This window comes from Eubacterium sp. OM08-24 (genome assembly GCF_003438075.1).
Lineage (GTDB): Bacteria > Bacillota > Clostridia > Oscillospirales > Acutalibacteraceae > Ruminococcoides.
The window spans coordinates 1-24,130 of the sequence record NZ_QSTA01000009.1; the positions used below are offsets into that span (position 1 = coordinate 1).

Here is a 24,130-nt window from a genome sequence, read left to right on the forward strand (position 1 = left end):
CTTTCAACCGCATTTGTTGTGTACATAATTTTTCTAACAGCACTTCCGTAATCGAAAAGTTTAGCTTTTAATTTACTTTGTGCCCGACCGAAAGCCGGCTAAACCCAAAATTAAAACAAACAAATCCGCTCCGTTGGATATTAGATAAAAGCAAAATAATTATCATCTGACACAAAAACAAAAAATACAACGCAATATTATAAAACAAAATTAAATATGCGTACACAATTCGACATACCATTTTTTGGTAATGTGATATTATAATGTCACAGGGACAAACCCCTGATGCTTAAAAGACACGGGATGGTAAGGTTGACTTTTTTATTTAACAATGATAACAAAATCACTGAAATACCTATAATAAGAATACGACCTAACAAGGCTCAGCCACGAAAGCAATTTGACGATGCAGCCCTTATTTCATTATCTCAGTCCATAACAGAGAACGGTATCTTGCAGCCGCTTACTGTAAGAAGGGCAAGTCAAACCGAATACGAGCTGATTGCCGGTGAACGCCGTCTGCGTGCGTCGGTTATGGCAGGACTAAAAAAAGTCCCCTGCATAATCGTTAAGTGTTCTGACAAAGAGTCTGCGATCTTTGCTCTCCTTGAAAATCTACAGCGTAGCGACCTCGGCGTGTTCGAGGAAGCTCGCGGGATTTCAAGACTTATCCGAAGATTTGGCCTTACTCAAGAGGAGGCGGCTCAGAGGCTTGGCAAAACGCAATCTACCATTGCAAATAAGCTAAGACTTTTGCGCCTTACATACGAAGAACAGGAGCTTATTATCAGTGCAGGTCTTACGGAGCGCCATGCCAGGGCATTGCTCCGCATAGATGATGAGGGCAAAAGGCGAGAAGTCCTCAGCAAGGTAATAGCGCTTAATCTTAACACCCAGCAAACCGACACTCTTGTAAGCGAAGTTTTGAATGACTGCCCTAAGCATATTAAAAGTATGGGACAAAGCAAAGCGGTGATAAAAGATGTGAGAATTTTTGTAAACACCATCAACAAAGCGGTAGATACTATGCGTCTTGCAGGCATTGATGCTAAGGCAGTTAAAAGTGAAAACCCTAACTATATCGAATACACAATTAAAATCCCTAAAAAAAGTGCAAGCGATAATAAATCCGCTTAAATTTTCTAACAAGAGGGTGCGAAAGCATCCGTTCCACTCATACCCATTTCCTTATCTAAACCCCTTGCAAACAGCCGTACAGCGTAAAAACTGTACGGCTGTTTGCGTGTGTAAATATTTGAGCTATTAATTAAAAGTTTGGGTAAATTATGTTTTAGCTGAACTTTCGGTCGGGCAACAAAGTAAAGTAAAACCTAAAGTTTCTGTACCGAATATAAAAGTTTGGTCAACCTTTTCAAAGGTTGTGGGTGTGGGCAACGCACACAGAACAGTAAAAATGAACTCATTTTAATAAAAATAAACGGTTGAATTTATATCATAGAATAACTAAACTTTAGATTGTGCAAGACTTTAAAACAAAGGTTAAGACTAATGAGTGGCAGAAAGTAAGAAAGTCGCATTTTAGTAGTCTTAGAGAAAAGATATTCTAAAGAATGCGAAAGTTTTTGTGTGTTGCTAATTTGCCCTTGAAAAGAGGCAAATTAGTAGTTTAGTAGCGTGTCTTTCCTTTTTGTTGCTGTCGCATTGGCTATTGCCATTATGTTCAAGTAGCCAAACGGCAAGGCATTTGGCTATTGTTAGATTGCGTAAAAGGAAAGCATTTATGGCTCTTTCCAAACCCGCAACCCTTTAAAAAGGGTTGACCTAAATTTTGAATTTATTAAACAAAACTTTGTGCGCTAAACCATATTTAGAACATAAACATTTTTTGACATTATTATAAGTCGGTGTTAAAATTATATTAATTAATAGAAAAGGAATGATTTGTATGTCTAAGGGTGATATTGCTAAGCAAAATTTTTTGAACGGATACAACTGCTCACAGGCGGTTTTGCTTGCGTTTTGCGAGGATTTCGGACTTGAAAAGGAAACAGCATTAAAAATTTCCGAACCGTTTGGCGGCGGTATGGGCAGAATGAGAGAGGTTTGCGGCACTGTTACGGGTATGTTTATGGTGCTTGGTCTTGCCATGGGAAACTCAGATGCCAAGGACGGCTCAACAAAGAAAAACGTTTATAAATCGGTTCAGGAGCTTGCAGAAAAATTTAAACAGGACAACGGCTCGATTATTTGCAGAGAGCTTTTGGGTATTCAAAAAGCCAATAAAGAAAGCTATGTGCCGTCGGAGCGAACTACCGAATACTATAAAAAGCGCCCTTGTCCCGAACTTTGCAAGTATGCGGCAGATATTCTTGAAGAATATCTGAAGGAAGAAGACCTCATTTAAACAACTGTTATTATATAAAATATATGATTTTGTGAATTGTCAACCAAAATTCAATTGTAGGTTGACAATTCAGCAAAACCGAGTTATAATATTGTCAACTTAATAAACCAAATAGGTTGACAGTAAGGAGAAAGAACAATGTTAGAGGTAAAATCAAAGGCAACATCAAAAAGCAAAGCCGCTTTGCTTGATTTAGTATTTGTGGCACTCTTTGCCGCTGTAATGACAGTTTGTGCGCAAATTCAGATTCCGTTCGGAGAAGTTCCGTTTACACTTCAAACTCTCGGTGTATTTATTGCAGCGTCATTACTCGGTTGGAAAAGAGGTACACTCAGCGTACTCGTTTATGTACTCCTCGGTCTTGTAGGTGTTCCTGTGTTTGCAGGTTTCAGCGGAGGTATAGGTGTACTTTTCGGACCGACAGGCGGATATATTATCGGCTTTATTTTTACAGCTTTAATTGTAGGTCTTATGACAGAAAAACTCGGCAGAAAACTTTGGGTTGAAATTGTGGCAATGATTGCAGGTCTTGCTGTTTGTTATGCATTCGGCACAGTATGGTATATGTTCCAAATGAAAATGGGACTTGTTGAGTCACTTTTACTGTGCGTAGTTCCTTATCTTATTGCTGACGCACTCAAAATTGCATTTGCGTCTGTATTGGTGAATCGTCTTGACAAGGTTATCAAGCTTTAATCTGCGACCGCACCATAGCCTTTGCATACAGTATTTTGTAGGCAAGGGGTACAGTGCCGAATTTGTGGAGAATATGACGGCTGTTATTGAGTATCTCAATAGTGAAAATCCGCAGGTGACATTGACCGAAACCTGTAATGATATTCTTTGCAGTAAATGCCCGAATAACAAAGCTCAGCTTTGCGCCGATAATAAAAAGGTGGCTGGCTTCGACAGAGCGTGCCTTGAGGAATACGGCTTGAAATTCGGCGATAAAATAGAGTGGCTTACACTTAAAGATATGGCAAAAAACAGGATAATTGCACAAGGAAAACTTGGCGAGGTCTGCAAAAATTGTCAATGGAAATGTTATGATATTTAATTAGCTTACAACATCCCCATATAAAAAATTCCCTGCTCGGTTTGGGCAGGGAATTTTGTCGTTTGTGTGGGTTTTAACTTTTGTGTTGTGGTAATTATGGTTTAGCGGACTTTAAGTCGGGCAACAAAGTAAAGCAAAGGTCAAACTTTCTGCCCGAAATGAAAAGTTTGGTCAACCTTTTCAAAGGTTGTAGGTGTGGGCAACGCCCACAAAACTTTATGCTACCGCAAATTTTGATAGCCAAACGGCTTGCCGATTGGCGACTTGCACACAATAGCGTGAGCTTTTAAAATTTCGAAAGAAATAAAGAGAAGATATTATTATTTACTCCGTCAGCGCATAGCAATGACGGAGTTTCTTTCATTATTTCCTATATTTAAAGGCTATTGCCTGTTTTTCAAACTTAGATTTAGCACGCAACCCTTTAAAAAGGGTTGACCTAAATTTTATTAGCCTTAGCGGTAAGTCTTTCAATTTCCACTGCAAACACATCTGTGCGTTCAAAACCGCCTTTTATATAGCTTTCGCCCTCATTTATAAAATCGGGTGAATACTTCTTTACCAATAGTCGCAGAGCTTTTTCTTTGTCTCTAACAATTTTTGATGCAATGCCAAAAGCAACGGCGCTCTCGTATCCTGTTGTGAATTTTTCGGAAATCACATCGGATTTTGTAACAACAGTGAATGAAACCTTGCCCGAAAAGCGCATATTTTCCTGCTTGTGACCTTCATTTTTGGCGCAGTGAAAATAAATTTTTCCGTCATCGTAAACATAGTTTACAGGCACACCGTATGGGTAGCCGTCAGCACCGACAGTAGATAAAACTCCGTAACTGCCTTTCTTGAGTATTTCAACGGCTGTGCTTTCAGACTGCGCCCTGTCAGACCTGCGAATATCATAAGCTTTCATAATCAATCAACTCCGAGATTGTTCATTACCATACCTGTAATCATTTTTGGATAAAAATAAGTTGACTTTTGCGGCATTTTTTCGCCTGCGGCGGCAACATCTCGAATCTCTGTTACTCGTGTTGGGTTGAGCACAAACGAGCATTGGAACTTGCCGTTATCTACGCCCGAAATAGCCTCTGAGAAGAGTTTTGTGTATGTGAGGTTAATTTGCTTTGCCATATTTTCTTTGTCTATGCCAAAGATTTTTTCAAGAATAAGTGTGTGCAGAACCGAAACATCGAGCGACTGCGAGGCTTTACTTACATCAGGGAGCATTTGGCTCATTACATTAATATCCTTGAGGGTGAGCAAGAACCATTCGCCCTTGCCGCAGTAAAAGCCGAATGCCTTTTCGCCCTCGTCATACAGCTTTTTCAAATCCTCCTCCATGGTGTCTGTGCCCTCTTTTTCGTCAATGTAGAAAAATTCAGAGCATTTTTCAAGAACAGCCTCTTTGTCAAAATTCGGAAGATCTCTTACAAGGCGGTGGGTAGGGAATACCACTAGTCCCGGATGCTCCATATCCACAAGGTAAATCATCTGGAAATCCTGCGGGTCGCCCGGCTTTGAAATGCCGTTTTCTCTGCAATAATTTCTGTAATTAAGTGCAGTTTCATATCTGTGGTGGCCGTCTGCAATGTATAGCTTTCTGTCGGCAAAATCATTAACAAGTTTTGCAATAATATCGGGATCGGTTTCAATCCAAAGTCTGTGTGTAACGCCCGTTTCGTCGGTAAATTCCATGTCTGCTTTCGACTTTGACTGTTCGTCAATGGTAGCGAGGGTGGTGTGCTTTTCGTCCATATAAAGGGCGTAAATCTGACTGAAATTGCAGTTTGTGGCTTTCATAAGATTTAAACGATCCTCTTTAGCCTTAGAAAGAGTAAATTCATGCGGTAAAATAATGCCCTTAGAAAATTCCTCAAGCTGAACTCTCGCAATAATGCCCTTGATGCTTTTGCGTGAGTTTCCGACAGAAAATTCCTCCTCATAAATATAGATAGCAGGCTTGTCCTCAATTTTAAGAATACCCTTTTCCTGCCACATTTTGAGAATGTCGTTAGCGCAGGCGTATGGATTTTCGCCCTCTTTTGGGAGTTCAAGACGAATAATGTTGTATTCGTTTTCCTTTATAAAAGAAAGTCTTTCCTGCTCGCTTATAATGTCGTATGGAGGACAGCAAAGAGAAGAAATTTCGCCTGCCTTTGCTGTGTCGTATCGCATACCTTTAAACGCTTTAATAACTGCCATGGCTGTTACCTCCGATTAATTTTATTTTATCCTTAATAGGAAAACAGATTTTGTGTGTATAATTACTACATTATAATATATTGTATCACTAAAATGTAGAAGTTTCAATAATTTAGTTGCAAAAAGGAGAATAATTATATACTGATTGAATAATACCGTATCAATAATTTGTGTAAAATAGCGCAAAAATATTGACAACCCCAATATCATATGGTATAATATCAATTGCGTAAAAAGAATATGCGCCAATAGCTCAGTTGGTTAGAGCTACCGGCTCATAACCGGTCGGTCCGGGGTTCGAGTCCCTGTTGGCGCACCATAAAAAGAACACCTTTCGGTGTTCTTTTTTTATTATACAAGCAAAGCGACAACAGGGACTCGAAGGCGAGCGTAAAGAAAACAGTCCGGTGGACTGTTTTTAGCGAGAGCGTTGATGAAATTATAACTAAGAACAAGCCGCATAAAACGAGGTAGAAATTTAGAATAAAACAAGAATACTGTTGGCGCACCATAAAAAGAACACCTTTCGGTGTTCTTTTTTTATTATACAAGCAAAGCGACAACAGGGACTCGAAGGCGAGCGTAAAGAAAACAGTCTGGTGGACTGTTTTTAGCGAGAGCGTTGATGAAATTATAACTAAGAGCAAGCCGCATAAAACGAGGTAGAAATTTAGAATAAAACAAGAATACTGTTGGCGAACCATAACATTAATAAAACAGCAAAAGGGCTGTCCCATTACGGGACAGCCCAAAATATTACGTTATATAATATCAATCAAAGATGACTGAATTACATCTCAGCAATAGCAGCCTGAGCAGCAGCAAGTCTTGCGATCGGCACACGGAATGGTGAGCATGATACATAGTCAAGACCAATCTTGTGACAGAACTCAACTGATGATGGGTCACCGCCGTGCTCACCGCAGATACCTACGTGGAGCTTGTTGTTTACTGGCTTACCGAGCTTAATAGCTGTTTCCATGAGCTTGCCAACACCTGTCTGGTCGAGCTTAGCAAATGGATCGTTCTCGAAGATCTTTGCATCATAGTAAGCATTGAGGAACTTACCTGCGTCATCTCTTGAGAAACCAAATGTCATCTGTGTAAGGTCGTTTGTACCGAAGCAGAAGAAGTCAGCCTCTGTTGCGATCTCATCAGCTGTAAGAGCAGCTCTTGGGATCTCGATCATTGTACCAACTTCGTACTCAAGCTCGATGCCTGCAGCTGCGATTTCAGCGTCAGCTGTTTCAACAACCATCTTCTTAACATACTTAAGTTCCTTAACCTCGCATACGAGTGGAATCATAATTTCAGGCTTAACTGTCCAATCAGGATGAGCCTTCTTAACATTGATAGCAGCACGAATAACTGCCTTTGTCTGCATCTTAGCAATTTCAGGATATGTAACTGCAAGACGGCAGCCACGGTGACCCATCATTGGGTTGAACTCGTGGAGTGAAGCAATGATAGCCTTGATTGTGTCAACGCTCTTGCCCTGAGCAGCTGCGAGCTTTTCAATGTCAGCTTCCTCAGTAGGAACAAACTCGTGGAGTGGCGGATCAAGGAATCTGATTGTAACCGGGTTGCCCTCAAGAGCCTCATAAAGAGCCTCAAAGTCGCCCTGCTGGTAAGGAAGAATCTTCTCAAGAGCAGCTTCTCTCTCTTCTACTGTATCTGAGCAGATCATCTCTCTGAATGCAGCGATTCTGTCCTCTTCAAAGAACATATGCTCTGTACGGCAAAGACCAATACCCTCAGCGCCAAGCTCACGAGCCTTTTTAGCGTCAGCTGGTGTATCAGCGTTTGTTCTAACCTTAAGCTTTCTGTACTTGTCAGCCCAGCTCATAATTCTGCCGAACTCACCTGCGATTGTAGCGTCAACAGTTGGAATAACACCGTCATAGATGTTACCTGTTGAACCGTCGATTGAAATGTAGTCACCCTCGTGGAACTCTTTGCCTGCGAGTGTAAACTTCTTGTTAGCCTCGTCCATGTTGATGTCGCCACAACCTGATACGCAGCAAGTACCCATACCACGAGCAACAACAGCAGCGTGAGATGTCATACCACCACGAACTGTGAGGATACCCTGTGAAGCCTTCATACCTGTGATGTCCTCAGGTGAAGTTTCAAGACGAACGAGAACAACCTTCTCGCCCTTTGCGTTCCAAACCTCAGCATCTTCAGCTGTGAATACAACCTTACCGCAAGCAGCACCCGGTGAAGCACCAAGACCCTTGCCGATTGGTGTAGCAGCCTTAAGAGCAGCAGCATCAAACTGTGGGTGGAGAAGTGTGTCGAGGTTACGAGGGTCGATCATAGCAACTGCCTCTGCCTCTGTTCTCATGCCCTCGTCAACGAGGTCACAAGCAATCTTAAGAGCAGCCTGAGCTGTTCTCTTACCGTTTCTTGTCTGGAGCATATAGAGCTTCTTGTTCTCAACAGTGAACTCCATATCCTGCATATCTCTGTAATGATCCTCAAGAGTCTTGCAAACAGTCTGGAACTGAGCAAATGCCTCCGGGAATGTTTCAGCCATCTGAGCGATTGGCATTGGTGTACGAACACCTGCAACTACGTCTTCGCCCTGTGCGTTTGTAAGGAACTCACCCATGAGCTTCTTCTCACCTGTAGCAGGATCTCTTGTAAATGCAACGCCTGTACCGCAATCGTCACCCATGTTACCGAATGCCATTGACTGTACGTTTACTGCAGTACCCCATGAATATGGAATATCGTTATCACGGCGATATACGTTAGCTCTTGGGTTATCCCATGAACGGAATACAGCCTTGATAGCGCCCATAAGCTGCTCCTTAGGATCGTCAGGGAAGTCAACGCCGATTTTAGCCTTGTACTCTGCCTTGAACTGTGAAGCGAGCTCCTTAAGATCGTCAGCGTCAAGCTCAACGTCCTGTGTAACGCCCTTCTTAGCCTTCATTTCGTCGATAAGCTCTTCAAAGTACTTCTTACCAACTTCCATAACTACATCAGAATACATCTGAATAAATCTTCTGTAGCAGTCCCAAGCCCAACGAGGATTGTTAGACTTCTTTGCAATAACTTCTACAACTTCTTCGTTAAGACCGAGGTTGAGGATTGTATCCATCATACCAGGCATTGATGCTCTTGCACCTGAACGAACTGAAACGAGGAGTGGGTTCTCTAAATCGCCGAACTTCTTGCCGGTGATCTCTTCCATCTTGCCGATGTACTCGTTGATCTGACCCTGAATTTCTTCGTTGATCTCTCTGCCGTCCTCATAGTACTGAGTACAAGCCTCTGTTGTAATTGTAAAGCCCTGTGGTACAGGAAGACCTAAGCTTGTCATTTCTGCAAGGTTAGCGCCCTTACCGCCAAGGAGCTCACGCATGTTAGCATTACCTTCTGAGAAAAGGTATACCCATTTGTTTGCCATTTTGGTAATCCTCCTAAAATAATAATTATACGGCTGTGGCGAAAGTTGTGTTTAAAATATCAAAATTCGCCCGCTTGTATAAGCCTACACATAATTATAACAAAGTTTGTTGAAAATAGCTATACATTTTTTAAAATTTTTTCCTATAAAATTCAATTTTATACTTCATCAATATTGTATAAATCGTTTAAATTTAGCCATAATGTTGTTTTTTTGTAAAATACTCTTGAAATTTGTATTTTTTATGCGATAATATTAATATGCCTTGTTGTGCGTGCATATTACGGCAGGTGTGGCAAATAACAGAATAACAAGGAGATTACATATGAGTAATTGTGCGATTATTCTTGCGGGTGGCGAAGGCAAGCGCATGAAGAGCGACAAGCCAAAAACACTTTCACTCGTACTTGGTAAGCCTATGCTTGAGTGGGTTATTTCTTCCCTCAAAAAAGCAGGTATAGATGATATATGCATCGTAAAGGGCTTTAAAAAAGAATGTATTGATGAATTTGTGTCAACACTTGATTTTAAGGTTGAAACGGTTTATCAGGCTGAGCGACTCGGCACGGGTCACGCAGTTATGATGGCAAAGGACTTCCTTGAGGCTCACAAGGGCGACAGCGTGGTAATCCTTAACGGTGACGCACCGTTTATGGACAGCAAAACTATTGAAAAGTCACTTGCGCAGCACACAGCAACGCAGTCAAGCGCAACAGTAATTTCCGCAATGGTTGATGACCCGACAGGTTACGGCAGGATTGTTCGTGACGAAAACGGCAATGTAAAGTCAATCGTAGAACAGAAAGACGGCAGTGAAGAAATCCTTAAGATTAAGGAAGTAAATTCGGGCGGTTTCTGGTTTGACGCAGAAAAGCTTTTGTCTGTGCTCGGCAGAATTTCATCCGATAACAATGCAAAGGAATATTATTTGCCCGACGCATTAAAGCTTTTGCTTTCTGACGGCTGCAAGGTAGGCGCATACACAGCAGAGTGCAGCGACACAGTGCTTGGCGCTAACGATCCGGCTCAGCTTGATGAGCTTAATAATATTGCAAAAGACAGGGGATATACCTGTTAAGTAAATAGAGAATATAACTTATAGAGTAAAAAGGAGCGATTACAATGAATTTTCACGGAAAAGACATTAAAATCTTTACCGGAAGCTCAAATGTAAATGTAGCCAAAGGAATTGCAGGCAGCCTTGGAGTTCCGCTTGGTAAGAGCGAATGTACTCAGTTTTCTGACGGTGAAATTGCTGTTTCTCTTCAGGAATCTGTAAGAGGCAGCGACTGCTTTATCGTTCAGTCAACCTGCACTCCGGTAAATGACAATTTAATGGAAATGCTCATTATGATTGATGCTATGAAGCGTGCGTCTGCTGCAAGAATTACAGCAGTTATGCCTTACTTCGGTTATGCAAGACAGGACAGAAAAGCTAAGGCAAGAGATCCGATTTCGGCAAAACTTTGTGCGGACATCATCACAACAGCAGGTGCCGACCGTGTGCTTACAATGGATCTTCACGCAAATCAGATTCAGGGCTTCTTTAATATCCCTGTTGACCACCTCTATGGTTCTCCTATTCTTGCTAACTATATGAGAGAGAAAATCGGCGGAAACTTTGACGAATACATCGTTGTTTCTCCTGACCTCGGTTCGGTTACCCGTTCAAGAAACTTTGCGTCTAAGATTGGCACAGGTCTTGCTATTATTGATAAGAGAAGACCAAAGGCAAATGTTTGCGAGGTTATGAACATTATCGGTGACGCAAGAGGCAAAAAGGTTATCCTTGTTGATGATATGATTGACACAGCAGGCACACTTTGTAACGCAGCAAACGCTATAGTTGAAAAGGGCGGTGCTACTGAAGTTTATGCTTGTGCTACACACGCAGTTCTTTCAGGTCCTGCTATCGAGAGAATTAAGAACAGCGCAATCAAAGAGGTTGTTCTTCTTGATACAATCCCTGTACCACAGGAGAAGATGATTGACAAGTTCACAATTCTTCCTACTGCTCCTACATTTGCAGAGGCTATTGCAAGAATTTACAATGACAAGCCGTTTACACCTGCATTTGGTTAATGAAATAAAAATTAAATAGCGATTATACAGGCGGGTTTCAAACAACCCGCCATTTCGCCGTTAAAAAGGTTTTGGGCTGTAACGACAAACAAACTAAATTTATATATAAACACAAACCATAGTTTATTAGCAGTTATTCAGACTGCACGAGGTATGATAAGAAAATGAGTTTTTTTAATTTAACATTTAACAATAACGAAAATACAGAAATCGTTGATAAATTTATTGACGAATACGCTCAATGGCACAATACGGGAAAAACTCCCGATATGGGCTCTCTTGATGTAAACTACACTCTTGAACTTCAGAAAAAAAGACTTGATGAAAATAATGTCAGAAAAGAAGTTGTGTTTGATACAAAAGAAAGCTCGTTTAAGCAGGCGATCAAATGCTTTACCGTCACCGACAGAGGCGACTACAAAAGTGATGTTGCCTGTAAAGACTATAAGGTAACAGAAACCTTTTTTGTAAATAATAAAAAGAAAAAGAAAAGAAAGAATAAACGCAACTTTTATGCTACCATCACAAGACTTTTAAATCAAAATGCAGGCGGTACGGTTGCGTGCCCAAACTGCGGCGCTATCAGTGATGTGCAGGACTTACTTACAGGCTGTAAAAGCTGCGGAACAAGATTTATTATTGACGACTTATTTCCTAAGGTTACAAACTTTTATCACATTAAAGACGAGGTAGACCCAATCAGAAAAATACTAAAGCCGTCAATGCTTATATGCGTTCTTGGTATGATAGCCACCGTTATGAGCTATTCTTTGATTTCTAATATTAATAACGGAAACATAGTGCAGGGCAGCGATGACTTTGTATTTCAGATTGTGCAGTGCGTAATTGTAGGATTGATTTATGGCACTGTTTCGGGTTATATTTTGTGGGCGGCTTTTATATTCATATGGATGATGATTGGCGCAATAAAAAGCCTGTTTTTGCTCGGCCCTCATGTAAGGGCAAAAACTCAGCTGCCAAAGGTTATGCGACAGATTGACCCTAACTTTTCGTATGAGTTTTTCATAGGTAAGGTTATAAACCTTATGAAACTTATGATATTCAGCGATGACTACACCAACCTTGCGGCTTATGACGGCAAGCCTATGCAAAACACCTTTAAAGACATTGTGGACATTAGCTATGACGGTACGGTAAGGTATAATACGCTGAAAACAGACGGTAACTACTGCTATGTAGATATTACCGTATATACAACAGTAACAAAGGTTGACGGCGGCGCTCTCAAAAGTTCAAAGGAAAAATTCAGGGTTGTTGTTTGCAAAAATATACACGCAATAGCAAATGCAGGTTTTTCTATAAAGAATGTAAACTGTCGCAGTTGTGGCGGCAGCTTTGATGCCACAAGAGAGCATAATTGCCCATATTGCGGCACACCGTATCACCTTGGCAATGACGATTGGGTTGTTGTTGATTTTAAGCGAGAATAATAATTTTATATAAGGAAGGTATTTATGTTTGGTAAGAAAAAGAGTTTTGGCGGCGGAGTTGAGCTTTTAGTAGTAGGACTCGGAAATCCCGACAAAAAGTATGAAAACACCCGTCACAATGCAGGTTGGCTTGCAATAGACGCAATAGCCGATAGCCTTGACTGCAAGGTTGACAGGGTAAAATTTAAAAGCTATGTAGGCGAGTGCAATATAGCAGGCAGAAAAGCAATGCTTATGAAACCTACCACATATATGAACAACAGCGGTCAGGCAGTGGTAGAGGCGATGAATTTCTACAAAATTTCGCCTGAAAATGTGATAGTATTATTTGACGATATATCCCTTGATGTAGGCAAAATGCGTATCCGTTCAAAGGGCAGCGACGGTGGTCAGCGAGGTATGAAAAGCATTATTTACCTCAGCGGAAGTGATATGTTCCCACGCATCAAAATAGGAATCGGTGCAAAGCCTACACCGGAGTGGGATTTGGCAGATTGGGTACTTTCAAGATTTTCCGACGATGAACAGAAGAAACTTGCGCAGGTATTTGAAAATTCCGCAAAAGCCGTTGAGCTTATGGCAGACGGAAAAATTGACAGAGCAATGAATTTGTTTAATTAAGTTTTCAACATTTTTATAATAAAATGTTGAAAACTCGGGTCTTATCACGCCTTTAAATTAAAAGGTTCTATGTAAGATGGGATAATATTAATAAATTATGGTTTAGTGAAATTTAATTCGGGTAAGAAAGTTAAAAGTTTGGTCAACCTTTTCAAAGGCTGCAGGTGTGGACAGAGTCCGCAAATACTTTATGCTAACGCAAATTTTGACAGCCATACGGCTTGCCATTGGCGGCTTAAACACAACGGCGAAAGCCTAAAAATGCGACAGCAACAAAGAAAATCCACGCTACTAAGCTACTAATTTGCCACTTTTCAAGGGCAAATCAGCCACACACGAAAACTTTTGTATTCTTTAGAATATCTTTTCTCTACTGATACTAAAGAGCGACTTTCTAACTTTTTGCCACTCATTAGTCTTAACCTTTGTTTTCTGCTAAAGTCTTGTTTAATCTAAAGTTTAGCCGTTCTATGGTATAATCACAACTGCTTGTTTATATTGCAAATCAGTATATTTTTATCATATTATGGGCTCTGCCCAAACCCGCAACCCTTTAAAAAGGGTTGACCTAAATTTTAAATTTATAAAAATTAACTTTGGCAATAAACCCAAATCCCCCTAACTTTTGACAAATAACAAATTAAAATAAGCAAAATAAAGCAAGATGAATTATGAAATTTTTAGTTGATGTTTTTAAAAACAGTGAGGTTTTTAACTCACTTGAAAAAGCCGTTGTGCGTGGCGGAAGTGTTTGTGCTACGGGACTTTCTGCAATTCACAAGGCACATATTATCTATTCTCTGTGCTGTCGCAAGAACACTACTGCCTTTTGTGTTGCCTCCGATGAGCGAGAGGCGCAAACCATTTGCAATGACCTTGCAAGTATGGGTATGCGTGCATATTTTTATCCCGAAAGAGATTTTAATTTCAGAGATATGCAAAGTGCATCGAGAGAATACGAACACGCAAGACTTAAAGTTCTGTTAAAGCTGATTGACGGCGAGTGCGATGTTGTAGTGAGCTGTATTGACGCCGCATCACAATTTACTGTTCCAAAGGACTTTTTGGCAGAATGCGTTTTAACGCTCAAAGAGGGGCTTGAAATCAGCATAGAAAAAGCCGTTCGCACCCTCACCCTGCTTGGATACGAGCGTTTTGATGCGGTAGAGGGCAGCGGTCAGTTTTCCGTAAGGGGCGGCATACTCGATTTCTTTATGCCCGATGCCGAAAACCCTGTTCGTGCGGAATTTTGGGGCGATGAAATAACAGACCTTTCCTTTTTTGATATTGATACTCAGCGAAGAGGAGAAAAAGCAGGCGAAATTCGCCTTTCACCGTCTGCCGAAGTAATTATTGAGGACAAAACGGCACTTGCCGATAAAATAGAAAATTTTGCAAAGGGTGTGCGAGGTAAAAAAGCGCCGCAGGTTAAAGAAACCTTGCTTTCCGAGGCGGACAGCATAAGGTCGGGCGCAATGCTTTCTGATACCGACAAATATATTCCGCTTATCTATGATAAAGCCGAAACGCTTTTTGATTATTTGAGCCGAGATACACTCATTTTCACTTCTGAATACAACAACATTGCCGAGCGAGGCAGAGCAATGGATTTCAGAAACGAAGAAACCGTAAAAGCCGCCTTTGAAGACGGTGTGCTTTGCCGAGGTCTTGATAAGTATTCGCTCACCTTTTCTGAGTGTGTAGATATTTTTACCTCTCATGGCATTGTTATGCTTGAGGGATTTGTGCATGGTTCAACCACAATTCCGCTCAGAAAAATAGTATCATTTTCTACAAAACAGCTGTCTGTATGGAACGGCTCATACAAACAGCTTGAAGAGGACTTAAACGGAATGCTTACCGCCGAAAGCTGCGGCGTTGTGCTTGCAGGAACAGATAAGGCGGCAAAAAATCTTTGCGAGTCGCTCAGAAATGACGGTATTCCTGCTCAGTATGCCGACAAATTATCGGAAGTCAAGAAAAACGCTTTGTTTGTACTTCCGGGTACGCTCAGCGCAGGCTTTGAATATCCGCTTGAAAAATTCTTTGTTATTACTCAAGGTCACATTTCATATGTGCCGAAAAAGAAAGCCCGCAAAAAAACACCAAAGGACAGTCAGGCTATTTACAGTCTTGCCGAGCTTTCGCAGGGTGATTATGTAGTTCATAGCGTGCATGGAATCGGTATTTTCGGCGGTATCCGCAAGATAGACACCCATGGCATTGTAAAGGATTACATCAAGATTGAGTACGCAAAGGGCGATGTTCTCTATGTGCCAGTAACTCAGCTTGATATGGTAGCAAAATACATCGGCCCGTCAGAGAATAACCGAGTTCGACTTAACAAGCTCGGCTCGCAGGATTGGCAGAAAGCAAAGTCGAGGGTAAAAGCCTCTGTAAAGGACATAGCAAAAGAGCTTATTGCACTTTATTCGGCAAGAATGAAAGCAAAGGGTTATGCTTTTTCGCACGATAATGAGTGGCAGCACGATTTTGAGGCTAAGTTTGAGTACGAAGAAACTCCCGACCAGCTCAGATGCTGCGAGGAGATTAAATCCGATATGCAGAAAACCTCGCCGATGGACAGACTTTTGTGCGGCGATGTTGGCTTTGGCAAAACAGAGGTTGCGCTCAGAGCGGCTTTTAAATGCATAGCGGATTCCAAGCAGTGTGCTTTGCTTTGCCCGACAACCATTCTTGCGTGGCAGCATTACCAAACCGTTTGCAAGCGCTTTGAGGGCTATCCGATAAGAATTGAATTGCTGTCACGATTCAGAACGGCAAAACAGCAGAAAGAAACCATTGAAAAGCTCAAACGAGGCGAGGTGGATATGGTTGTAGGCACACACCGCCTTGTGCAAAAAGATGTGGAGTTCCGTGACCTCGGACTTGCGATTATAGATGAGGAACAGCGCTTTGGCGTGGCACAAAAGGAGCGCTTTAAGGAGCTTTGCAAAAATGTAGATGTTCTTACTCTTTCGGCTACACCTATTCCACGAACCCTCAATATGGCAATGAGCGGTTTGCGAGATATGAGCGTCATTGAGGAAGCACCACGAAACCGACAGCCTGTGCAGACCTATGTTCTTGAGCACGATGACGCAGTCATAAACGAGGCTATCCGCAAGGAGCTAAGGCGAGGCGGACAGGTGTTTTATCTACATAACGATGTTGCCACCATTGAATCGTGCGCATCAAGAATACTTGACGCAATACCCGAGGCGAAAATCGCAATAGGACATGGCAAGATGAAAGAGCACGAACTCAGCGAAGTATGGCGAAAAATGCTTGAGCAGGAAGTAAATGTTCTTGTTTGCACTACTATAATAGAAACAGGAGTTGATTTGCCGAACGCAAACACGCTTATCATAGAAAACGCCGACAGAATGGGACTTTCTCAGCTCCACCAGCTCAGAGGCCGAGTGGGCAGAAGTAACCGTCGAGCCTATGCGTATCTTACCTTCCGCAAAAATAAGGTGCTCACTGAAATTCAGCAAAAGCGACTTGCCGCAATTCGTGAGTATACGGAGTTTGGCAGCGGCTTTAAAATCGCTATGCGAGATCTCGAACTCAGAGGCGCAGGCAACATTATGGGCGCACAACAGCATGGACATATGGAATCTGTCGGATACGATATGTATCTTAAATTGCTCGGTGAGGCTGTAAGCGAAGAAAAGGGCGAAGCACCCGAGTCGGCAGATCTCGATTGCCTTATTGATATTTCAGTTAATGCACATATCCCCGAAAGCTATGTGGAAAGTCTTACGCTCCGCCTTGATGTGTACCGCAGAATTGCCGATATACGCAATAAAGAGGACAGCTTGGATGTAAAAGACGAGCTTAGAGATCGTTTTGGCGAAATCCCCGAATCTGTGCTCGGACTTATTGACATTGCGCTTATCAGAAATTGCGCCAATGCAATGGGCATTTATGAAATAAGGCAGACGGAAACCAATGTGCTGTTGTTTGTTAAAGAGATAAAATCGCCTAAGGTAATTGAGCTTTTGTCAAGGCTCAACGGCAGGGCAATGCTTTCGGCAGGCAACAAACCGTACATAACAATCAGGTGCGGCGGCGGTTCGTCACTTGAAATGCTTAAAAAAGTATTTAAAATCTGATAGTTGGCTGAAAATTTTGCTGAAAAAGCAATAAATTTTAGAAAATATATGGACAATGCAAATTTTTTTGTGTATAATCATAAGGTACGCACCCTATCGTTTTTTTGGGTGAAATAGAATATTTTAAGGACGGTAAATATTATGAAACCATATGCAAAGATCGGTTCATTATTGCTTGCACTGATTATTGCCGTTGCAGCGGTTGGCTGCACCCCAATCAGCCTCAATGCAGAATGGGCTTACAAAACAGATAAAGTAGAATTGCCAATCGGCGTTTACAGCTACTCACTCAAAACAGCTTACTCACAGGCTAAAAACTATGCGTCAAAGCTCGCATCTTATGACGAGGCATCTGATTCATGGCTTGACCTTGAAATCACAGACGATGACGGTGACAAGGCTGTTGCAAGAGAGTGGATTAAAAACGAGGCAGACAAAATGTGCTTAAACTACATTGCTGTTGACAACCTCGTTGAGGAGCTCGGCATTGATATGAGCGGCGCTACTGCCGACTCAGCAAAGAAATCTGCCGAGGAATATTGGACAGTAGGCCCTTACGCATCTTACGGCTACTATATGCCATACAAAGACGAGTACGAGCCTTACGGTGTATCTTTTGAGAGCTTTGAGTACTGCACAACACTTTACAACACAAAGTATTCCGCAATCTTTGACAAGATTTATGGCGAGGGCGGCTCAAAAGAGGTAAAGGACGATGAATTTATTTCATACTTTACAGAAAATTATACAGACTATAAGTACATAAAAGCAAATCTTTATAAGTCAACAACAGACGAGTCAAATAAGAGCACAGATGTAGCGCTTTCTGACGAGGACGCAAAGAAGATTACAGACGAATTTGACGGTTACGCAAAGGAACTTAATAACGGCACTTCATTTGACGATGTTGTAAATAAGTATAAGACAGCAAATTCAATTACAGATGACCCTGTAACAAAGGCTGTTGAAAACCTTAAAAGCAGTTCACTCGGCGGTGAGCTTAAAACAGCTCTCGGCGAAATGAAAGCAAACGAGGCAAAGACCGTTAAGGTAGGTACAGGCAATACAGCAGTTTATTACCTTATCTATAAGGGTGACATCAACTCAGACATTGACAGCTATGTTTACGATTCAACACAGCGCAACAAATTGCTTGCAGATATGAAAAAAGACGAGTTTGCAAAGTATGTTGATGACCTTGCTCAAAAGACAGATTGCGAAAAGAACCAGTCTGTACTCGACCAGTACAAGCCTGAGCTTTACTTTGTAAAACCTGAAAGCTCATCAGCAAGCTCAAGTTCTTCAAGCTCATCTTCTTCAAAGTAAAAGTTTAAAAATCAAAATGCCACACAGCCTTTGTGTGGCATTTAGTGCAAATATTTACACTGATTAATATAACTTCTTTAATTTTGCGAAAGGAGTCGACAGTATGAAAAGAAAAATAATTGCTTTAGTATCAATACTTGCGCTCAGCTTTTCGGCATTCGCATTTTCTGTAAATGCGGTGGGCGAAGAGGAAAGCGGCGGCGAAATCATTGAAACCGAGCCTGCGCCTGACCCTGAGCCGACATACGAGCCTGAGCCCGAGCCCGAGCCGACATATGAGCCTGAGCCTGAACCAACATATTATCCCGAGCCGGAGCCGACTTATTATCCTGATCCAGAGCCGGAACCGACAGAGCCATATGTTGAGCCGACATACAGCTACTCGGATACAGACGATAAGCCATATTACAGCAATGACGGCAGTGAATATGTGGGTGGCGGACAGTCAACCTATACAGTGCCCGAAACCACAGCACCGCCTGCTCAGATGTACTCGGTAAGCAGAGATACTATTGATGATAAAACTCTTTCAAAGAACGATTGGAACGATATTTCTGCAAACCTTAAAAACGCATCTTTGCAAGACAGTGACGGCGATGACTTCAGCTTTATTAAAAAGAACACAAGCAAGTCGGACAACGGTCATTGGATGTTATATGTGGGTATTGCTTGCGTAGTGCTCAGCATTGCAGGCATAGTATTCTTTATTGTGTCAACGGTAAAGAGTCGTGGCAGATATAACTTTGCCGGTGCGACAGGCAAGGCAGTCAAATCACTTAAAAGAAAATTTGATACCGCAGATGTAGAATTGCCAAAGCATACTACTCAGAAAGCAAATAAGGGCGGTACAAGATTTAAACATTAATAAAATTTAAGCCGATACTGCATTTTAGCGGTATCGGCTTTTTAGTTTGTTTTTTATTAAAAGTTGTGGTGAATTATGGTTTAGCCGACTTTCGGTTGCGCAACAAAGTAAAGGAAAAGCTAAAATTTCCGTCCGAAGTTAAAAGTCTGGTCAACCTTTTCAAAGGTTGTGGGTGTGGGAAAAGCCCACAAATGCTTTAAATTGTTGCAAATTTTTGATAGCCAAACGGCTTGCCGTTTGGCGACTGAAACATAACGGCGAAAGCCATTAAATTGCGACAGCAAAAAGGAAAGATATTCTTAAAATTAAAGCCGTCATCGCATAGCGTTGACGGCTTATTTGTTGATTATTTCTTTTTAAAAGGCTGTCGCTTATTTTTCAAACTTAGTTTTAGCACGCAAACAGCTTTGCTGTTTGCGTCCGATAATTTGAAGTAAGGGAAACTTTTTATGGGCTCTGCCCAAACCCGCAACCCTTTAAAAAGGGTTGACCTAAATTTTAAATTTATTAAATTAAAATTGCAGGTTTTCACATACTTTTATAACTCACTTTTACTTACTCAGATTTTTCTCCAATTCATCAAGGCTTGAGTTGAATTTTACAGTATCGCTGTTACTGAATGATAAATTAAGCTCAAAGCGGTCGCTTTCCTTTTTTACAGGTACCAATATATGTACGGTATCGGTAGTTTTGGGATTGATAAAATGATAAAGCGAAGCGTCATCTTCAAGATAGGTAGAGTATATGTAATCGCTCGGCGTGAGAACCAAAGCGTGGTTTATCTCGTAACTTATGCCGTCAGAGCTGTTGAGCGAATATTTGTCGGTTATTTCCCTTAATGTGCATTGCTGTTCGGTATTATTGCAAAGCTCAAGTGTAAAATCATAAAGGTTGCAGTCCTCATAATCACTTGCATTAAACTCGGCATCAACATATTTGTCTTCATAAAAGTGTTTGCGTATTTCACTTTCACTCGGCTTTGTGATTTTTGTAATTTTCGCATAGCCAAAGTCTGTTTTTGCCTCGCCAAAAAGGTCTGCCTGACTGCTTTCTCCGCCCTTTATAAATATAATCGAGCCGTATTTTCCGTCTGCCGTACTGTATTTGTAGGTGATTTTTATCGGAAGTAAGTCCTCGTAATTCTCACTGTATCTGAAAATCTTAAAAGTTTCTGTACTGTGCGGATTAATTGTTATGCTTGACGGGGAATTTCCGTCATTAATGTTAGTAAATGTGTTATTATTAATGTCGCTGTTTGAGGTAACATTAAAGTCCGAAAAGGATACTTTCTGCTCATTGTCGGACGAATTTTCAATTTTAAATGTCAATGTATATTTGCCGTATACTTCAGTTGTGTCAATACTTCTGTCGAACTCATAACCCGTCAGCATAATATTGCCAAAAAAGGTTTCTGCATTTTCGTTTATATGGTAGTTGTTGTAATCGTAATTATAATCGCTTATGTTAATCACATCTGTTTTCGGTGAGTCCATAGAGTTGGCGATTGACGAGATTATTACAATTACAATACCTGCAAGAATAATTGTGCCGATTATGCAGGCAAGCACAATTTTTCCTGCTTTTCCGCTTTTGTTTTTAGGAGCATTTTGTGTCGGTATTTTTGCATAGACATTTCTCATTTGAGGATTGACAAAACCGCCCTGCTGAGGTGGAATAGGAGTATTGTAAAAATTACCCTGTTGTGGCGGAACAGCGGCATTAGCAAAATTATCTTGTTGAGGTGGAATAGCGGTATTATTAGTATCACCCTGTTGTGATGGAACAGGAGCATTGGCAAAATTATCCTGCTTAGGCGGAATAGAAATTGCGCCGTTTTGTGGCCCCGCTGTCGGCTGAGCAGTTGCTTGGCTTCTGTTTGTATTTACTATGTAAGGATTTTGAGCCTGAGCGTTTTCGGTTGGTTGTGGCTCGGCAGGAGCACCGCACATATTGCAGAACTTGCCGACAAATTCAAAACCGCAGTTTTTGCATTTCATAACTGTATTCTCCTTAAAATTTTTAAACATTATATAATGCTATAATAAATCAAATATAAACAAAAGTCAATGTAATTTTAGAATATTTTGCTGTCAATTTTACAAAATTATTGTTGAAATATTTTGCCCGCTGTTGTATAATTTTATTGAAATGTATTTTATAAAAATGCAAAATCGTTAAGTTTTTGCATTAAATAACAGAAAAAATATGAAATAACGGGAGTTTTAATTATGAGAGGATTGTATTCTTCAAAAACTAAAATTCGTCAGCAAATATTCACCGAAGTTGCCCGATTTGCATACGAGGGCGGAGATTACTCAAAATTTGAGAGCCTGCCTTATAAAATCATTCCGGGCGAGATTTCCACTTACAGAGAAAGCGTTTTTCTTGAGCGAGCTATCGTGGGTGAAAGACTGCGCCTTGCAATGGGACTTAATCTTCTTTCGGCAGACGAGCAAGCGCCTATTTCAACAGGCGTTGAGGAGAGTATGATAGACGAAAAGGTGTACGAGCCGCCGCTTATCAATATTATAAAGTTTGCGTGCCACAGCTGTCCCGAAAAGCGTGTGTTCGTAAGCAACGGCTGTCAGGGCTGCCTTGAGCATCCTTGCACCGAGGTTTGCCCTAAGGGCGCAATTTCGATTGTGCATGGAAAATCTTTTATTGATGAAGAAAAGTGCATTAAGTGCGGCAAGTGCCAAAGTGCGTGCCCTTACAATGCCATTATTAAGCAGGAGCGCCCATGTGCGGCGGCGTGCGGAATGAAAGCTATTCATAGTGACGATCATGGCAGAGCAGATATTGACTATAATAAGTGCGTCAGCTGCGGTATGTGCCTTGTAAGCTGTCCGTTCAGCGCCATTGTTGACAAAAGCCAGATTTTCCAAACAATAAAGGCTTTACAGAGTGATACTCCCGTTTATGCCGCAGTTGCACCTGCCGTTGCAGGTCAGTTTGCAGGCTTGCCGTCAACCAAAATCAGAAACGCATTCAAGGCGCTTGGCTTTACAGATGTAGTAGAGGTTGCTGTCGGCGCTGACCTTTGCACTGTTGAAGAGGCAAAGGACTTTATGGAAGAAGTGCCGGAAAAACAACCGTTTATGGCTACTTCGTGCTGTCCCGCATGGAGCGTTATGGCAAAGAAAACTTTTCCCGATATTGCGCCGTATATTTCTATGGCGCTCACTCCTATGGTACTTACAGGCAGACTTACAAAACAGGATCATCCGGGTTGCAGAGTAGTATTTATAGGCCCTTGTGCGGCTAAAAAACTTGAGGCGAGCCGCAGAAGTATAAGAAGTGACATTGATTTTGTACTTACCTTTGAAGAGGTTGCAGGAATGTTCACCGCCAAAGAGGTGGATTTTGCGGCACTTGAAAACGATGAAGAGCCGCTTTCTTTCTCAAGTGCAGACGGCAGAGGCTTTGCCGTAAGCGGCGGTGTTGCAAAAGCGGTTGTAAATGCAATACACAGAATGAACCCCGAGCGTGAAGTAAAAATTGCAAACGCACAGGGACTTGACGAGTGTATGAAATTGTTAAGAATGGCAAAAGCCGGCAAGTATAACGGCTATTTGCTTGAGGGTATGGCGTGTCCGGGCGGTTGTGTGGCAGGTGCAGGCACAATAAATGTTCCCGAAAAATCCGCCGCAGAAAATCTGAAGAGTAAAAAGAGCAGTCCATTTGAAACCGCCTGCGAATCTCCGTATGTTGACATTTTGCCTGAGCTTGAAAACCTTTATAATGAATTTTCGCATAAAAATAAGGAATAATTTATGGCAGCGCACCAAACTTTAGATTTATAAATTTAGGTCAACCTTTTTTAAGGGTTGACCTAAATTTTGAATTTATTAAACTAAACTTTCTGCACTAAACCATAATTTATCCCAACTTTTGATAAAGAACCTTTAATTTTTAATAATAAATTTATCAAAAGCGCAGTAAAGCACATAAATCATTGCGATTGCTATGCTGAACAGCAGAATAAATACAGGTGTAAATGCGGTAATTGAGTTCAGCGATTTTTCAATGAGAAACCATGGGCGAACGATATCCCACGAATTTACTCTTGCGTATCTGCCGATATAAATTGCAAACGAACTGAGTAAAATCGTAATTGTACAAAAAGCAACACCCGTCACCTTTCCGAAACGCTTATTTATTATTTTATGAATAATTCGCATTGACATCATTCCGAACAGCAACCCGAGTATAACCGTAACCGTCAAGTTCAGCACCATAAGCCAAGCGGTCACATTCGTTCCGATTTTTTCATATTCAAGATAAGCGGAGTCTTTAAAATAGCTTGTATATTTTAAATCCGTCATCATATACGGCGAATTTGGAAAGAATAATAACCACAAAAATCCAAATATTACAGCAGGAACAGCTTTTTTCTTACTGTAATAATGTTCGCAGAGCATTGCCGCAAACAGTGGAATTACAGCAAGAATATCATTCCATACAATATACCACCGATGCGGTTCTTTGGCATAAAATGTATACATAGCCGTTGAAATTATTATAAATATAAAGGAAAAATAAGCAAACTTCGCTTTGTTTCCCACAAATACAGACTTCATATTGTCACCGCCTTGCATAATAAGTTATTATATCACGTTTTCACT

The 24,130-nt window shown here is 41.2% G+C and carries 17 protein-coding genes and 1 tRNA gene; 13 read left to right on the forward strand and 5 right to left on the reverse strand.

Annotated features, from left to right (window positions below; all coding sequences use genetic code 11):
* Positions 1–312: 312 nt before the first annotated feature.
* The 4 genes from DXC23_RS10270 to DXC23_RS10285 all read left to right on the forward strand — a co-directional run bounded on the left by DXC23_RS10270 (position 313) and on the right by DXC23_RS10285 (position 3,422).
* The gene (locus tag DXC23_RS10270; protein ID WP_242997497.1) at positions 313–1,137 is read left to right on the forward strand and encodes a ParB/RepB/Spo0J family partition protein; all 825 of its coding nucleotides are present in this window, start codon (positions 313–315) and stop codon (positions 1,135–1,137) included.
* Positions 1,138–1,906: 769 nt separating this feature from the next.
* The gene (locus tag DXC23_RS10275) at positions 1,907–2,365 is read left to right on the forward strand and encodes a C-GCAxxG-C-C family protein (RefSeq protein WP_117706131.1); all 459 of its coding nucleotides are present in this window, start codon (positions 1,907–1,909) and stop codon (positions 2,363–2,365) included.
* 138 nt (positions 2,366–2,503) lie between these two features.
* Positions 2,504–3,061, forward strand: coding sequence for a biotin transporter BioY (locus DXC23_RS10280; RefSeq protein ID WP_117706133.1), 558 nt, complete (start codon positions 2,504–2,506; stop codon positions 3,059–3,061).
* Positions 3,039–3,422: a DUF1284 domain-containing protein gene (locus DXC23_RS10285; protein ID WP_147329139.1), complete on the forward strand. Its 384-nt coding sequence runs from the start codon at positions 3,039–3,041 to the stop codon at positions 3,420–3,422. Before DXC23_RS10280 ends, DXC23_RS10285 begins: the two co-directional genes overlap by 23 nt.
* Before the next feature lie 439 nt (positions 3,423–3,861).
* Here DXC23_RS10285 and DXC23_RS10290 read toward each other — a convergent pair whose 3' ends face one another.
* Both DXC23_RS10290 and DXC23_RS10295 read right to left on the reverse strand, forming a co-directional pair.
* Positions 3,862–4,332, reverse strand: coding sequence for a pyridoxamine 5'-phosphate oxidase family protein (locus DXC23_RS10290; protein ID WP_117706137.1), 471 nt, complete (start codon positions 4,330–4,332; stop codon positions 3,862–3,864).
* A gap of 2 nt (positions 4,333–4,334) precedes the next feature.
* Positions 4,335–5,624: a DUF1015 domain-containing protein gene (locus DXC23_RS10295; RefSeq protein ID WP_117706138.1), complete on the reverse strand. Its 1,290-nt coding sequence runs from the start codon at positions 5,622–5,624 to the stop codon at positions 4,335–4,337.
* Positions 5,625–5,866: 242 nt separating this feature from the next.
* Here DXC23_RS10295 and DXC23_RS10300 point away from each other — a divergent pair.
* Positions 5,867–5,943, forward strand: a tRNA-Ile gene (locus DXC23_RS10300).
* A gap of 471 nt (positions 5,944–6,414) precedes the next feature.
* Here the strand turns inward: DXC23_RS10300 and ppdK are convergent.
* Positions 6,415–9,042 carry a pyruvate, phosphate dikinase gene (ppdK, locus tag DXC23_RS10305; protein WP_117706140.1) on the reverse strand — a complete coding sequence of 876 codons (2,628 nt, stop codon included), beginning with the start codon at positions 9,040–9,042 and terminating at the stop codon, positions 6,415–6,417.
* Between the two features lie 325 nt (positions 9,043–9,367).
* On the opposite strand from ppdK, the gene DXC23_RS10310 reads away from it, so the two are divergent.
* From DXC23_RS10310 to DXC23_RS10340, 7 genes are all read left to right on the forward strand, one after another.
* Positions 9,368–10,120, forward strand: a complete 753-nt coding sequence (locus DXC23_RS10310) for a sugar phosphate nucleotidyltransferase (protein ID WP_117706142.1) — start codon at positions 9,368–9,370, stop codon at positions 10,118–10,120.
* A gap of 44 nt (positions 10,121–10,164) precedes the next feature.
* Entirely contained in the window at positions 10,165–11,124 is a 960-nt protein-coding gene (locus tag DXC23_RS10315; RefSeq protein WP_117706143.1) for a ribose-phosphate pyrophosphokinase, read from the forward strand.
* Between the two features lie 164 nt (positions 11,125–11,288).
* Positions 11,289–12,575, forward strand: coding sequence for a hypothetical protein (locus DXC23_RS10320; RefSeq protein WP_117706145.1), 1,287 nt, complete (start codon positions 11,289–11,291; stop codon positions 12,573–12,575).
* A gap of 24 nt (positions 12,576–12,599) precedes the next feature.
* On the forward strand, positions 12,600–13,196 hold the full coding sequence (gene pth / locus DXC23_RS10325) for an aminoacyl-tRNA hydrolase (protein WP_117706147.1): 597 nt from the start codon (positions 12,600–12,602) through the stop codon (positions 13,194–13,196).
* A gap of 671 nt (positions 13,197–13,867) precedes the next feature.
* Complete coding sequence (mfd, locus tag DXC23_RS10330; protein ID WP_117706148.1) at positions 13,868–17,314, forward strand: transcription-repair coupling factor; 3,447 nt, start codon at positions 13,868–13,870, stop codon at positions 17,312–17,314.
* A gap of 141 nt (positions 17,315–17,455) precedes the next feature.
* A complete protein-coding gene (locus DXC23_RS10335; protein ID WP_117706150.1) occupies positions 17,456–18,640 on the forward strand; it encodes a hypothetical protein in 1,185 nt (394 codons plus the stop codon).
* A gap of 103 nt (positions 18,641–18,743) precedes the next feature.
* Positions 18,744–19,505: a hypothetical protein gene (locus tag DXC23_RS10340; protein WP_117706152.1), complete on the forward strand. Its 762-nt coding sequence runs from the start codon at positions 18,744–18,746 to the stop codon at positions 19,503–19,505.
* A gap of 551 nt (positions 19,506–20,056) precedes the next feature.
* On the opposite strand, the gene DXC23_RS10345 is transcribed toward DXC23_RS10340, so the two are convergent.
* Positions 20,057–21,502, reverse strand: a complete 1,446-nt coding sequence (locus tag DXC23_RS10345) for a hypothetical protein (RefSeq protein WP_117706154.1) — start codon at positions 21,500–21,502, stop codon at positions 20,057–20,059.
* A 231-nt stretch (positions 21,503–21,733) separates the two neighbouring features.
* Here DXC23_RS10345 and DXC23_RS10350 point away from each other — a divergent pair, with 231 nt between their 5' ends.
* A complete protein-coding gene (locus tag DXC23_RS10350; protein WP_117706156.1) occupies positions 21,734–23,275 on the forward strand; it encodes a 4Fe-4S dicluster domain-containing protein in 1,542 nt (513 codons plus the stop codon).
* A 135-nt stretch (positions 23,276–23,410) separates the two neighbouring features.
* On the opposite strand, the gene DXC23_RS10355 is transcribed toward DXC23_RS10350, so the two are convergent.
* Entirely contained in the window at positions 23,411–24,085 is a 675-nt protein-coding gene (locus DXC23_RS10355; protein ID WP_158552561.1) for a DUF1361 domain-containing protein, read from the reverse strand.
* Positions 24,086–24,130: the final 45 nt, after the last annotated feature.